Annotated in this window: 10 protein-coding genes and 4 pseudogenes; 8 read left to right on the forward strand and 6 right to left on the reverse strand. The window is 60.3% G+C overall.

Going from position 1 to position 13,096, the window contains the following annotated elements; genetic code table 11:
- The first annotated feature begins 63 nt into the window (after positions 1-63).
- Both V5279_RS07600 and V5279_RS07605 read left to right on the forward strand, forming a co-directional pair.
- Positions 64-1,377 (forward strand): annotated as a pseudogene (locus tag V5279_RS07600) (IS1380 family transposase).
- A gap of 605 nt (positions 1,378-1,982) precedes the next feature.
- Positions 1,983-2,834, forward strand: a complete 852-nt coding sequence (locus tag V5279_RS07605; RefSeq protein ID WP_338696206.1) for a nodulate formation efficiency C protein — start codon at positions 1,983-1,985, stop codon at positions 2,832-2,834.
- 56 nt (positions 2,835-2,890) lie between these two features.
- Here V5279_RS07605 and V5279_RS46835 read toward each other — a convergent pair.
- Positions 2,891-3,490: pseudogene (locus V5279_RS46835) on the reverse strand (IS66 family transposase); the annotation flags it as partial.
- Between the two features lie 20 nt (positions 3,491-3,510).
- On the opposite strand from V5279_RS46835, the gene V5279_RS07615 reads away from it, so the two are divergent.
- The 4 genes and pseudogenes from V5279_RS07615 to V5279_RS07630 all read left to right on the forward strand — a co-directional run bounded on the left by V5279_RS07615 (position 3,511) and on the right by V5279_RS07630 (position 6,492).
- A complete protein-coding gene (locus V5279_RS07615) occupies positions 3,511-3,837 on the forward strand; it encodes a transposase (RefSeq protein ID WP_338696208.1) in 327 nt (108 codons plus the stop codon).
- Between the two features lie 87 nt (positions 3,838-3,924).
- The gene (gene tnpB / locus V5279_RS07620) at positions 3,925-4,224 is read left to right on the forward strand and encodes an IS66 family insertion sequence element accessory protein TnpB (protein ID WP_176533547.1); all 300 of its coding nucleotides are present in this window, start codon (positions 3,925-3,927) and stop codon (positions 4,222-4,224) included.
- 104 nt (positions 4,225-4,328) lie between these two features.
- Positions 4,329-5,893 (forward strand): annotated as a pseudogene (gene tnpC, locus V5279_RS07625) (IS66 family transposase).
- Complete coding sequence (locus V5279_RS07630; protein WP_338696212.1) at positions 5,890-6,492, forward strand: plasmid pRiA4b ORF-3 family protein; 603 nt, start codon at positions 5,890-5,892, stop codon at positions 6,490-6,492. The pseudogene tnpC and the gene V5279_RS07630 overlap by 4 nt, the downstream one beginning before the upstream one ends.
- Positions 6,493-7,450: 958 nt before the next feature.
- Here the strand turns inward: V5279_RS07630 and V5279_RS07635 are convergent.
- Positions 7,451-8,617: pseudogene (locus V5279_RS07635) on the reverse strand (IS3 family transposase).
- Positions 8,618-8,980: 363 nt separating this feature from the next.
- Positions 8,981-9,169 carry a hypothetical protein gene (locus V5279_RS07640; protein WP_338696214.1) on the reverse strand — a complete coding sequence of 63 codons (189 nt, stop codon included), beginning with the start codon at positions 9,167-9,169 and terminating at the stop codon, positions 8,981-8,983.
- 197 nt (positions 9,170-9,366) lie between these two features.
- Here V5279_RS07640 and V5279_RS07645 point away from each other — a divergent pair, with 197 nt between their 5' ends.
- Entirely contained in the window at positions 9,367-9,612 is a 246-nt protein-coding gene (locus V5279_RS07645) for a hypothetical protein (RefSeq protein ID WP_338696216.1), read from the forward strand.
- 385 nt (positions 9,613-9,997) lie between these two features.
- Here V5279_RS07645 and V5279_RS07650 read toward each other — a convergent pair whose 3' ends face one another.
- Positions 9,998-10,399 (reverse strand): hypothetical protein, encoded by a 402-nt coding sequence (locus V5279_RS07650; protein ID WP_338696218.1) that lies wholly within the window; start codon positions 10,397-10,399, stop codon positions 9,998-10,000.
- An 85-nt stretch (positions 10,400-10,484) separates the two neighbouring features.
- Positions 10,485-10,952: a hypothetical protein gene (locus V5279_RS07655; protein WP_338696220.1), complete on the reverse strand. Its 468-nt coding sequence runs from the start codon at positions 10,950-10,952 to the stop codon at positions 10,485-10,487.
- 309 nt (positions 10,953-11,261) lie between these two features.
- On the opposite strand from V5279_RS07655, the gene V5279_RS07660 reads away from it, so the two are divergent.
- Positions 11,262-12,080 (forward strand): YopT-type cysteine protease domain-containing protein, encoded by an 819-nt coding sequence (locus V5279_RS07660; RefSeq protein ID WP_338696222.1) that lies wholly within the window; start codon positions 11,262-11,264, stop codon positions 12,078-12,080.
- On the opposite strand, the gene V5279_RS07665 is transcribed toward V5279_RS07660, so the two are convergent.
- On the reverse strand, positions 12,058-12,804 hold the full coding sequence (locus V5279_RS07665) for a thioesterase family protein (protein ID WP_338696224.1): 747 nt from the start codon (positions 12,802-12,804) through the stop codon (positions 12,058-12,060). The two genes, V5279_RS07660 and V5279_RS07665, sit on opposite strands and share 23 nt — an antisense overlap.
- Between the last annotated feature and the right edge of the window lie 292 nt (positions 12,805-13,096).

Here is a 13,096-nt window from a genome sequence, read left to right on the forward strand (position 1 = left end):
GCGGCGTAGGATTCGGTTGCAAAGCCAACCCCATCACCTTTAGCCGCGAACACCACGCCCGCCATGACCGATGATACGATTCTGCCCTTCTCGTTTCCAGCCGTTCACGCCAAGAAAGTCACAGCTGCCTTCGATGGCGGTCGGCTGACCTCGAACGGGGGCGTGATGCTTCTGGCGATGGCCGAGCGGCGTCTCGGCTTGGCCGACAATTTGGCCCGCGTGTTCCCGGATCGGCGCGCGATCCGACGCGGGTCGTGCACAGCCTTGTCGATATGTTCCGCGCGCGCATGTTCGCGATCTGCTGCGGCTACGAGGACGCCGACGACCTCGATCATCTGCGGTCCGATCCCGCATTCAAGCTGGCCTGCGGTCGGCTGCCGGACACGGGTCGCGATCTGTGTTCCCAACCGACGCTGTCGCGGCTGGAGAATGCTCCGCGCCTTCGACGCATGGATGGATAGCTACCCGCGCGAGCCGGCATCCGTCACGCTCGACATCGATGATACCTGCGATGTCGTCCACGGCCATCAGCAGCTCTCGCTGTTCAACGCTCATTATGACGAACGCTGCTTCCTGCCGATCCACGTCTACGACACGGAGAAGAGCCGGCCCGTGGCGGTCGTGCTGCGGCCCGGCAAGACGCCGGGCGGCGTCGAGGTGCGTGCCCATCTGCGCCGCCTGATACGGCATATCCGGACGCGGTGGCACAACACGCGAATTACGTTCCGTGGCGACGGGCGCTATGCCCGGCCGGAGGCAATGGCGTGGTGCGAGACCAACGGCATCGACTACATCTTCGGTCTGTCCGGCACCAAGCCGCTCGCCAGAAAAGTCGACGAGGCCGCCGATGGCATCCGCACGCGACGCGCCATCGAGAACCTGCCGGTTCTGCGTGGCTATACCGAGACGCGCCACAAGGCAAAGTCCTGGGATCGCGAACGACGTACCGTCGCCCGTATTGAGGCGACGATGCTCGGCCTCAACATCCGTTTCGTCGTCACCAGCCTCGATGTCGGCTCGGCCGAGTGGATCTACGACAGCCTGTATTGCGCGCGCGGCCAAGCCGAGAATCTGATCAAGCTGCATAAGACGCAGCTCGCCTCCGATCGCACCAGCTGCCGTTCGGCGCTCGCCAATCAAGTCCGCCTCGTTCTCGACACCGCCGCTTATTGGCTGATGCTGACCGTGCGCGACGCGATTCCCAAAGCCCGGGAATTGGCCACAGCCGAGTTCGCGACGCTGCGTCTTCGTCTCTTGAAACTCGCTGCCCGTGTCGTCGAGACCACGAGCCGCATTCGCCTTGCGTTTGCCGCGGCATGTCCCGAAGCCGACCTGATCCGCGGCTTGCCAGGCGCGCTGCTGCCGCTCGGTCCTTGACCGGCGGGGCGTTCACCCCCCGTTCGCCCAACCCATCCCTCAAGCGCGTTGCAAAGTACCGGTCGTCAGGCGGTGAAAAGCCGAAGGCAATCCCGCGCGCCTCGTCAGAGCAGATGTGCGGCCACATCAATCGGACCAAAAAAAAACGCACTCTCACGAATAGGACGGGCTAGACTGTCGTCAGATACCTCGCCGCAAGTCGATCACCTGCGCCATCGGAGATTAAGCGCGTGATCAAGCGCGTGCCATGAATTCTGCAGGTCGAGGCGGACTGAAGGGACGCATTGCAACGTACGCAGGTCGGAAAGTCGACAAAGGCGACACAATTATAGTGCAAACGGCCGCCTATTAGCTGGCACGAAGAATGCAGGCACTCGGTAGCCCAGGCTTCTCCTCCTGGGTAGGTTCAGCATTGCAAGTTGAGGCTGTGGCTAGCCACCGAAGTTAGCGGCGCGTGACACAAAAGGGACTACGCCTGCTCGCGCGGGACACCAGCGGGCGCCCCCGTCACGTCGCCGCTAACTTCATGCGATCGCACATAGCGCGTTGAAGTTACCCGCCTCGGAATTGATGTGTGTGGATGAAAGCCAGACGAGCCGACAACTATGAAGCGTAAAACGGTTGGAAGACATGTGCTTTGGTTCTGGCTCATTCGATCGCTGATCTGCCACGCCGAGCTGGCCACGACGAGCAACAGTGTTCGCGCCAACGACAACGCCCTTGTCGAACGGGTCAGGTCAACATGGCGAGCGCAGGACGGCGAGACCATAGAACAAATTACCTCCAAAGTCTCGAAGGTGGCGCAGTTCGTCACTCAAACGTGGGGGGTCGCTGAAGGAGTTGACCGAACTGAATACGTGTATCTGTCGTGGACAAGGCACCACGAGCGTGCATCAGACGAAGTGTACGTTATCACCTGGAAGATCGCATCTGACGGAGGCATTGAAGTGGCGTCGACATATGCAAAGCCCATTGAACTGGGCTGGCACGCCTTTGCGCTCTCGCTGATCGCGGGTGAAATCGCAGATGGCGAAAGGACCGCTAATCTTCACTTTCTGCATGATCCGGCCAACTTCAACTTCGTGACGACGGCGCAAGGCAAGCTCGGCAATCTTCTGCGGCGCGGCCGCTGCAGCATCATAGAACCCGTTGTAGTGGATTACGTGCCGAAGCCGAATGAGAATGCGACCGATAACGGTGACATGTGGCGTGTCCTGCTTTTGGTGAACTGTAACATTCCAGGGCCGCGCTATTTTACCCGCAACGGGGTCATCACCTTCGAGAAGCGGGCGCGACGAGATTGGGAGCCACAATCCTTCTTTGCCAAGCGCATCGCGGCATTTCCTCCGGGCTCTTGGTTCGATCGCATAGAGCCAGATGAACATGACGCATTGGAGAAGGCGCGAAAGGCCTCGGCAAATGGCCCCACAAATCATGATCCCAGCATAACTCCTTGATACTGAGCGTCACGGAGCAGCCATGCGGTCTGCACTTAGCGCATTCTGTTACTCACGCGGACGTAGATGGCCTCCTGCCGGTAGAGCGGTTGGCCATCGGCATATTTGGCGACGGCGATCTGGGCTAAAAGCGCTTCGGTCGGAATGCCTCCTTCAATGACCGGGGCCGGGCCTGGATCACGCCGTCCTCCTTCTTGAAGGCACGTAGCGATCACACGGAACTTCACCGGCACCACATCCAGACGCTCTGACACGTTCTCGCCGATCAGCACCTTCTGCTTGACGGCATGCTCAGCCAGCTCTTCCGGCTCAAAGACCGTTTCGATCCGTTCCAGATAGGGCGCAAAGCCCTGGCGCCGACGCGGTACGCTTGTCATCCGCTTGCTCACGGTCCTCGTTGACCTGGGCCTTGATCGCACCGATGCTTGTCTCGATTTCCTCGAAGAGAAAGGTCTGCTGTTCATCGTCACCGTTCGCAGAGCCGAGCTTTTCCGGTTCGTCGGCCGAACCGGGCGCGGTCGAGGGACCTTCAGGATCTGCGTCAGCCGCTCGATACGCGCATCGGCATAGGCGTTGCGCGCCCTGATCGTAAGCGGGGCTGCGAGGCCCATCAGATTGTTTGTGCGTAGACCTGTGAGCGCCGTTAGAAGAGTCATCTTCTGCAAGGGTGCTCACAATGGACGACCATTCGGACGACATAAGACGACCGTTGACACCGCGCATAGAAGTGTACGCCGGCGGCGGCCGGAAACAGTGGCCAGATGATTTGAAGGCGCAGATTGTCGCGGACAGTCTCGAGCCGGGCGCGATCGTAACAGATGTCGCACGTCGCCATGGCTGCCGGCCCCAGCAGGTGCATGACTGGCGGCGCCGGGCGCGTTCAGGTCAATCTGGTGCTGCCAGTGGCGGGTGCACTGTCGTTTGTGCCGTTGGTGTCGGAATCGTCGCCATCGGCGGCTGCAGCTCCCTCCGGGTCGCCGGAAGCAGCCGTTGTGACGGTTGAGCTCCATGGGGCACGAGTTGAGGTGCGAGGGACGCCTGGCCTTGCCGTGTTGAGTGATGTGTTTGTTGCGTTGCGCCGGACACGTTCATGCTGACGGCTCCCGCTGGCCTCATGATTTACGTTGCGACCCGACCTGTAGACTTCAGGAAGGGCGCGGATGGCCTGGCGCTGTTGGCGAAGGAGACGCTGGGCCACGATCCGATGAAGGGTGTGGTGGTGGTCTTCCGTGCGAAGCGCGCTGATCGGGTGAAGATTGTCGTCTGGGATGGCAGCGGCCTTGTGATGTACTGGAAACGGCTCGATGGCGGCCGCTTCATGTCCTCCCATCGTGGCCGGCGTCATGCGGGTGAATGTCGCGCAGCTGTCCGCGCTTCTGGCCGGCATTGAGTGGACACGCATGCATGCGCCTCGAATCCCGCAGCCGAAAGCGCTTTGCGTAGGACATAAAATCTTCGCTGCATCGTGGCGCGAAGCATGGCAGACTCGGGCCAATGAGTGATTTACCTGATGGCTGCCGAGCGATCCAGGCGACTTGCGTGTCTTTGCCGCGGCTCTGCTGGATCGCTGCGCCAGGCTCGAGCGGTTGCTCAAGCTTGCAAAAGATGCGCAGTTCGGTCGATCGTCGGAAAAGCTGGACGCTGATCAGCTACAGCTTGTTTTGGAGGACATCGAAGAGGCCGTCGCGGCTCTCGAAGCAGCCGAGAATCACGCCAATCCAAGAACCTGCGAGAAGAGAACTTCCAAGCGCGGGGCCAATCGTGGCAAGCTGCCGGAGCATTTGCCACGCATCGTCGAGACCCTGATGCCCGCTGCAACCTGCTGCCCGTGCTGCGCAGGCGCCCTTTTTGAGATCGGTCACGATGAGAGCCAGATGCTGGACGTCGTACCGGCGCAGTATCGCGTCATCGTCACCCGCAGCCCCAAACTGGCCTGCCGCGTCTGTCACGGCGTCGTCCTCCAGCATGCTGCTCCCGAGCGATTGATCAGGGGAGGACTGCCGACCGAGCGGCTGGTCGCGCATGTGATCGACGCCAAGTATCATTGGCATTTGCCGCTCTACCGCCAGGCGCAGATGCTGACGACGCACGGTATCGCCATCGACCGTTCTACGCTCGCCTTCTGGGTCGGCTATGCCGCCCAGGAATTGAAGCCCTTGTGGCATCGTCTGCGCCAGCTTCTGCTCGGCTCTTCGAAGCTCTGTGTCGACGAGACCCCCGCACCGGTGTTGGATCCGGGGCGCGGCAGGACCAAAACCGGCTACTTCTGGGCGCTGTCACGCGATGACAGGCCCTGGGCCGGACCTGACCCACCTGGCGTGGTTTACGCCTATGCACCGGGCCGTGGGGCCGTTCATGGCTTGCAGCTGCCTGAGGGCTTTCGCGGCATCATCCACTGCGACGGCTATCAGGCTTACAAGACTATGACCCGAGAGACGCGTGCGGACGCCTTGTCCGGGACGCTCGCCTTCCGCTGGTCGCATCTGAGGCGCCAGTTTGTGAAGATCGAGCGCGAGGCCGCTCCGGCGCCAGCTCCGGTTGCCCGCGAGGCTCTTGAGTGCATCGCCCAACTTTACGCAGTCGAAAAAGCGCTCCGCGGCCGATCAGATGTCGAGCGCCGTGCTGGCAGGCAGGCGCATGCCCGACCTCTGGCGACAGCCTTGAAGCAGTGGTTTGAGGCCAAGCTTGATCACCTTGCACAGAAGAGCGACACGGCGAAGGCCCTGCGTTACGCGCTGCGTCATTGGGACGGCTTGACGCTCTATCTTTATGACGGGTGCATCGAGATGGACACGAATGCTGTCGAGCGTGCGATGCGGCCGATCAAGCTCAACGCCAAGAACTCCCTTTTTGCCGGTTGCGACGAGGGCGCCGAGAATTGGGCAGTTCTCGCTTCGTTAATCGAGACCTGTAAGCTCAATGGCGTCAGTGCCGAGCACTGGCTCGCTGACGTTCTCGCGAAGCTCGTCAATGGCTGGCCAGCGGCGCGACTGGACGAGCTGCTTCCCTGGGCGTCGACCTATACGATGCATGCACACGATCCGAGGCTGGCGGCATGAGCTTGAACACGACCGCGGTCCGGATCAAGGTAACTCTCAAGGATGTGAAGCCGGAGGTGATGCGTCGCCTTGTCGTACCCGTTACCCTACGCCTTGATCGATTGCATCTGACGCTTCAGGAGGCATTCGGCTGGACGAACAGTCACCTCTTCGAGTTCTTCGCTGGTGAGGCACATTGGGGGATTCCCGACCCCGACAATGCTTACGGCCACCAGCCCATTGATGCCCGTAAAGCGCGGCTTTGCGATATCGTTCGAGAGACCGGCGCCAAGACGATCCACTATCTCTATGACTTCGGCGACAGCTGGGATCACGTGATCAAGCTCGAAAAGTGGTTCGACAACACCACGACGGAGGGCATGCCCTTCCTGCTCGAGGCCGCCGGTCGTTGTCCTCCGGAAGACGTCGGCGGTGCGCCAGGCTATGCCGAATACCTCGATGCCATCGGTGACCCCACCCATCCGGAGCACGAACATATGCGCCTCTGGGGCCCGGAGCGGTTTGATCCCAACGTCGTCGACCGGAAGGCGCTTGAGGCCGCCGTCAACGCGTTGTCCGACACATGGAAACCGCGGCGACGCGCCACGCGAACAAAATAGACGTCAAGCGCCATTCAAAAGGGCCGAAGAGCTAGGGTTACGATCCAATGCCTGGCCGGCAAAGTACGTATCAGCCGCGCTCGCGCCGTCTCCGCAACCCTGACCAGCTCCGACGGCGCGAGCACTACCACCGTGCCATGGGCGAATTCAGAAATGTAAAGCTTGACAACAAACCGCAATTAAAGGGCCGAATGACAGGCAGAGCTTCTGTGTGGGCGGCTCGCTGCCACTCAAAGTCAGCTTGGCCTCACCCGCAGCTTTCTTGGCGGCGGTGGTAAGCCCAGAATCAAGTCATCTGCAGGAACCTCTTCGAGCACGCGTATGCGCCGGTCCGTGTCGTTAAGGTTGGTGAGACTCCAATCCGAGGTTGGTACGACCGTCATCGTTAGGCTGCCACGCCGGAAAAAGGCACTCGATGTCCGAACACTACCATTCGAGGCGCCCGCGAGATTGTTGAGGCGGCTCATGGCAAGTTTCAGATACTCTGGCTGTCCTCTCGCGAAGTCGGCCTTCGTCAGTTCATCGGCCGCTTACGGACGCGCCCATCCTTCCATGATGCGCCTGCGCGTCTGCCCGTCCCATGAGACCCGTCCCATCGGACACCAGGCAAAGCTTCTGCCTGTGGCGCCGCTGGTTGCTTGCTGCAGGTCCTCTTGCTGGTCCCGATCGAGATATACGCCAGGGAGCAGAGCAGCTCGCAATCTTCGAAAAGAGTGGTGTAACCATTCGACGAAAACAGATAGTCGCCGGTCCAGGATTGGAAGACATCGTGCAGATGATCGCTGAGGGGCGTCTTGCGCTTTTCAAGCCCCGGCAAGAATTTCCAGGCGTTGTTTTCGCCACCCGCACATGACGTGAGAAATGAGTGACTCACCACGGTTGTAGTGAAATGGACCCGCGGAGCGGGGCCGCTTGAGCCGGTTTGTTATGGAAACTGACCGCTCCTGATTACTTCCTATCACGCTGCCAGAGACACTGTCTGCTGCTGTTGCTGTTGTTGCTGTGGGCATGTGGTCAACGCGTCAGCGTTGTCCACCATGTCCACAGCCTTCGCGGCCTGCATCCGTTCGCGCCAGATCGCCATCGGCGTGCGATAGCCGAGCGCCTGATGAAGGCGACGATCATTGTAGAAGGCGATCCAGCTCGCGATCCCTGCCTTGGCCTCGCGGCCGTCGGCATAGCCCTTGAGATAGATGTCCTCATGCTTGAGCGACCGCCACAGCCGCTCGATGAAGACGTTGTCCATCCAACGACCGCGGCCATCCATGGAGATCTTGATCCCTGCGCCCGCCAACGCGCCGGTGAAGGCCGCGCTGGTGAACTGGCTGCCTTGGTCGGTATTGAAAATCTCCGGCCTGCCGTACTTCGCCAGCGCCTCTTCCAGAGCCGCCACGCAGAACGAGACGTCGATCGTGTTCGATAACCGCCACGCCAGAACCGCACGGCTCGCCCAGTCGATGATGGCGACGAGATAAAGAAAGCCACGGCCGATGGGCAGATACGTGATGTCGGCGGCCCACACCTGGTTCGGCCGGTCGATCGTCATGTTGCGCAACAGATAAGGATAGATCTTGTGGCCCGGCGCCGGCTTCGTCGTGTTCGGCTTCGGTCCCAGCGCCGCGATGCCCATCTTGCGCATCAACCGCTGCACGCGCTTGCGAACGGCCAGGCGATGAACAGCTCGTCGATCCGCCGCATCAGGGCAAGGTCGTTGTCGTTGGCCGGCCGGGCGGCCGGTAGACCCCGGAGCGCGCGATGCCAAGCAACAGGCATTGCCAACGGATCGACAGCGCCTTGTCGGCGCGATCGAGCATTCCTCGACGGTCCGGCGTGCTCATCTTCCGGACCTCCGCGCTAAAAAATCGCGCTCGGCCGTCAGTTGTCCAATCTTGGCGTGCAGCTTCTCGATCTCGCGTTCGCGCGTTTCCTCGCTCTCGCGCCCGACACCCGCATCAAAGGCCCGCGCCGCCTGGTCCAGCAGTTGCTTCTTCCAGGCATAGATCTGGTTCGGGTGAACCTCATAGCGCTGAGCCAGATCGGCCACCGTCGCCTGCTCCCGCACGGCTTCCAGCGCAATCTTTGCCTTCAGTGCCGCGTCGATCTTGCGTCTCGTCTTCGTCGTCATCATGCCCTCCGTCTATCAAACGGAGCGGCCCTTTTCCAACTAACCTCTGGTCCCAAAATCGGGGTCCATTTCAGTAGTGTTGTCGCGCTCGGTCACGATGGTAACGCTGAGGAATTTGAGAAGATCAGTATATCGCCGGGCAGCAAGCAATGCGAGGCCATACGCGTAAAGGAGGAGAACGGCCGGGTAGGTGCGCAGATCAAGGTGCCCAACCAGCCGATACTTTCCCTGACGCCGAATTCGATCCGCAAGTCGAGCACTTAGCGAAACTCTGATCCGGTGCCCCAACGCCCGAGAACACCCACAATGCGCGCGACCGACTCCGTTGCACTCTCTGCTCGCGCCACCTTCTGCATGATCAGGTCATTGGAGAAAGGCGCCGATCAGTGCGAAATCCGGGCCGTTTAGCGTCCTTTCCAGCTTTCGCGCTTCTTCACAAATAAGATCACCCAGCTGAATGCGGAATTCAGGCTTTGCCAAGCGCTTGTCGCTGGCCACCATCAATTCAACGCTCTGTGGGTTTTGCCTTTTGATGTCAGCCTGGCTGCTCACCAAGCGTTCCAAGCTTTCGTGTCCGCGCTATCAATGCGAATGGTCCTGCCGGCCCGCTGTCTAATCAGGTCCGTGGCGATCTTGGAAGGTTCACCTCGCGCCGCCCAGTACACTGGATATCCCCACGTCGGGGCCCGCGTGAGTGCCGCTCTCAACGCGGGGTCCCAATCGGCGGACCAGCCGCTCACGATCAGCCCGTGCTCATCGATGATGCGGTCGAGAACTTTGTTCAGATGCGTCACGTCACCCCCCGACAGCGTGACGACACGCACACCGCCGAAAGCCATATGCTTGAACAGTCCAGCGATATCATCCTGATCGCGGCTCAGGCGATCCATCGCCTCTGCGAGCACGGCGACGAATTTGCCGCGCGTCGCATCGCCGATCAGTTCCTGATGCCGCGACGCAACAGCGACGCACCGGAGTTTGCGCGATCGGTATAGCTGTCGACGACTGTCCAGCCTTGTTTCTCGGCGTGCAGAGCCGCAACTGATCCTCGATTGAAACGTCTCGCTGATTGTCTGATGAGTAGCGGGCGTAGGCGCGACCTTCAGGAGGCGACTCCTTACATCGCAAGGCAGTCTCGTATCCCCCTATCTGTTTCGGCTCGAACGAAGTCCCGTGCGGCCTGTCGCGCCAGCAGTCGGACCAGATTGACGAGGCGTGGATTTGAAAATCCATGGCTTGCCTCGGGTGCCGACGTGGTGGCGAGGCAGGGGCGAGCGTCGTCGCAGCAATAATTTTGTTGTGATCGCTCCTCTTGGAAGACGGGCGTCTTGTCATCGGCACACGTCCGATCGACGACGAGCTGGACGAGCGCACCGTCATTCAATGCGTCAATCGTGGCAAGCGAAGGCGGAGAGGGGTTCTGGCCGCGGCGGGGAACGCGGTGATCGGCAAACCTGGCGCCTTCAAGTTCGTATGCCGCGGCAGTGTCTCGGCCCAACGTCGCGACCAGGTTCGATCGGCCGCCGTGAAACGGGGCGTCCCTACCGTGGTGATCTGGTCCGGCGCGGGTTCGAGGAGCATCTCCGGCTTCGGGCCGAATTTCTGCTGCGGAGCCTCGTCGACAGAGTTCCGTTCCCCGACAGTGAAGTCGAGCTGCGCAATTTCGTCGATACGTTTCAGGACGTTGATGAGGGGCAGGCCCTTGCAATGTTCGCCCGGGCATTCGATGGCCCAGCGCTTCGGACGCCATTTCAGCAGGAGAGCAATCTCCACGCGTTCCAACAGGCCATCGACGACACTATCAGAGTGCTCAGCACAGGCATATCTCGCAACGCGAGAAGGTGTCGAAATCCACCGACTTCCCTCGTTACGCCACATCCGCGATGCGAGCATCCGCAGCGCTCTGGAGCTGACGGACGTGAATTGGATCAGCTTCGCCGCCGATTGCGCTGCTGTCCTCCGGAGAAATCAGGCCCTGCGGCTGCGGCAATCCGACTTGGCCCGCCTTCTTGCTTTCCGACGCGGCGGCTCGCGAGATGGACCTAGCGCGCGATCGAGAGCTTGCTGCTTTCCGACGACCGTTCCTTCCTTCAATGTCGTCCTGGAATGACGCCGCCCAGCGCAAAGATAGCACGTCGTTTGGCGACCAGATAACAACCTCGCGGAGGCGATCGCGGAACAGATTGCCGAGCAGCGCCAGGCCGTCACGAAACAGGGAATACCGATGGTCGCCCGCTTCGCAGCTCACTGTGAGGCCCTCACTGACGGACAGCCGAACCCGATCGGTTAAAGGTCGGTAGTTGAAGCGTTGGCGGTATTGCCCGCTCACCGCCACGAATGATTCCGGTGAGCGCACTCAGGAATTCGGCGCCAGCCTCACCGCTACTATCCTGGCAAACAGCGTTGCGGAGGAATTGTCCGTCCCCACGATAGCGCTGCTCAAGGCCACCTACCGGATGATGCGCGGGAGGATCTGACACAGCGCTACGCCGCACCGTATCAGACATTGTCAGAAGTTCGCCAAAGGAACGATTCTAAGCTGGACAACAGCTGCCCGTCAGCTTGGCTGGGTATCCTCGCAGCAGGGCCTAAGCATCCCGAATCGATCCGTGGAGACTAGCGCAGCACAGAAAGGTGAATCGTCATGTACGATCGAATCAGTAGCTCATCGACACGCACTAGCCAAGCTGACGAACTGAGTCAGTCGGTGGATAGCGGCAGCTTTACGGAAACACTAGCACATCTCTCGCCTCAGTGGAACTCACAACCGGGGGAGTTGCCCGACAAGAGGGGGGCCTGCTGCAGCAAGCCACATACCTCGGATGAAAACGACGTTCGAACTTCCAGTGCCTCCGACCCCAGTACATCCGCTCCAGAGAGTCCGGCCACCTCCTTGTTTGATTACAGAACGGCCGATCTGCGTGATGCGAATGTGGACGGCATCTGCGTTGGGCTGACTGCGGAGTGGTTCCGCAATCTTAACAACAGCCCACCAACCCGAATGCGTGCGCTCACACCTGGGTCGCAAACGCACGCCTCAGCGGCTGAACGGCAGCAGCAATATCAAAATCTCAAGGATCAGTTGCGAAGCAGGGGAGCAGACTCGTCTCACGCCGACCTTCGGGCACAGAATGCCATTTTGGAGGAAGCTGGCTTGGAACCGACTGGAGAGGAGAAGAGATTCGCATTCGGCAAGTCTTCGAACGTCGAGCGCATGGTGAACGAAATCAACAAAGACCGATCGAACCATTTGCTCAGCTTGTATTTCGCCGAAGGCGGCGCACACACAGTGGCGACGTCGGCCTCCAATGGAACGACCACGCTTTTCGACCCTAACTTTGGAGAATTTACTGTTCGATCAGATCCGAAACAGATGGCTTCATTGTTACAGAGCCTCGCCGATCGTTACAGGAATCCCAACGGGCAACATTTGTCGACAATCACGACGCAAAGGATGCAGTGAGTTGGGCCTGCAGGCCGGTGGTGATTGACGCCTTCTGTGAAGGCGCGGATGCGTCGGCCAGCGCTTGCGTCGGCCGCGGCGTCGGGAGCCAGCTCTGCGGCAGATGGAGGAATTTTCTTCCAAGAGCTTGGCAGCGGTGAATGAGGCCGCAATGGCAATGATCGTCGCGTATAAGAGCGCCACGACGAGAACAGTCACCCAGTTGGATTGTGAACCTTGAGCAACGTGTCGCTCCGGCGAACTCTGACTTGACGATGTCGCAGCAGAAGGCCAATGCATTGATTTCATCGGGGCGCTGGAGCGTTAAGGCGTGAACGAAAGGCAGATTTATCTGTGCTCTTCCATAGCAAGCCTCAGACCTTGGGATGCGCTGCGCTTTTCCGCCTGAGATAAACGCGACCCGTACCCGCGCCGAGACCAAGAGATCGTCCCCGCGCCTGCACTCCTGCGGCAAGCCAACCGAAGTGCCTCTCACCTCTTGCGGGACCGTGACAATGTCAAGAAGGCCGTCCAAGAACGCCGGTTTTAGAGAATCGATTGTCGTCGAACGGACAACGAAGGCGAAGCCCGGGGCATCGTTCCGCGTTTCCTCGAGCCGCGCTTGCTGATTGGTGCCGAGCGGGCGCAAGTAATTCGTTCTGCCGCGCTCTATGAAACGGAGAAAATTCGTGTGATAAACAATCTGGCAGGGCGTCGATATCTTAAAGTAGACTCGCACCTGCATGTAGCGCCGTCCGTCTCGAATTTCGCCGTCAAGAGAGACTGTCACAGCGCGGTTCCCCTTATTGCGCGTATAGGGACCAATTGTCTTGCACCGAGGGGGCTGGGCGAGCGCTAGAATCCTTTGCTAGGCTCCTCCTGACGCCGGCGGCATCGACGCGGTCGTCGATTGGAAAAGCGACGTGGCTCCGGATGCCTCGAGCACCCGCCACTACGGGCAGCAGATCGCCGGCTTAGAAGCAGAGCAACGCCAATCCACCGGTCAGGTCGGCGAACTCGCTTAGCAAGCAACGCTG

Source organism: Bradyrhizobium sp. 26S5, assembly GCF_036923295.1.
GTDB classification, from domain to species: domain Bacteria; phylum Pseudomonadota; class Alphaproteobacteria; order Rhizobiales; family Xanthobacteraceae; genus Bradyrhizobium; species Bradyrhizobium septentrionale.

What these genes read in the sequence shown, in the direction of transcription:
- V5279_RS07665 (WP_338696224.1), bottom strand. Translation starts at nt 12,804, where the DNA reads ATGCAGGTGCGAGTCTACTTTAAGATATCGACGCCCTGCCAGATTGTT.
- V5279_RS07660 (WP_338696222.1), top strand. Translation starts at nt 11,262, where the DNA reads ATGTACGATCGAATCAGTAGCTCATCGACACGCACTAGCCAAGCTGAC.
- V5279_RS07630 (WP_338696212.1), top strand. Translation starts at nt 5,890, where the DNA reads ATGAGCTTGAACACGACCGCGGTCCGGATCAAGGTAACTCTCAAGGAT.
- tnpB (WP_176533547.1), top strand. Translation starts at nt 3,925, where the DNA reads ATGCTGACGGCTCCCGCTGGCCTCATGATTTACGTTGCGACCCGACCT.
- V5279_RS07605 (WP_338696206.1), top strand. Translation starts at nt 1,983, where the DNA reads ATGAAGCGTAAAACGGTTGGAAGACATGTGCTTTGGTTCTGGCTCATT.
- V5279_RS07615 (WP_338696208.1), top strand. Translation starts at nt 3,511, where the DNA reads ATGGACGACCATTCGGACGACATAAGACGACCGTTGACACCGCGCATA.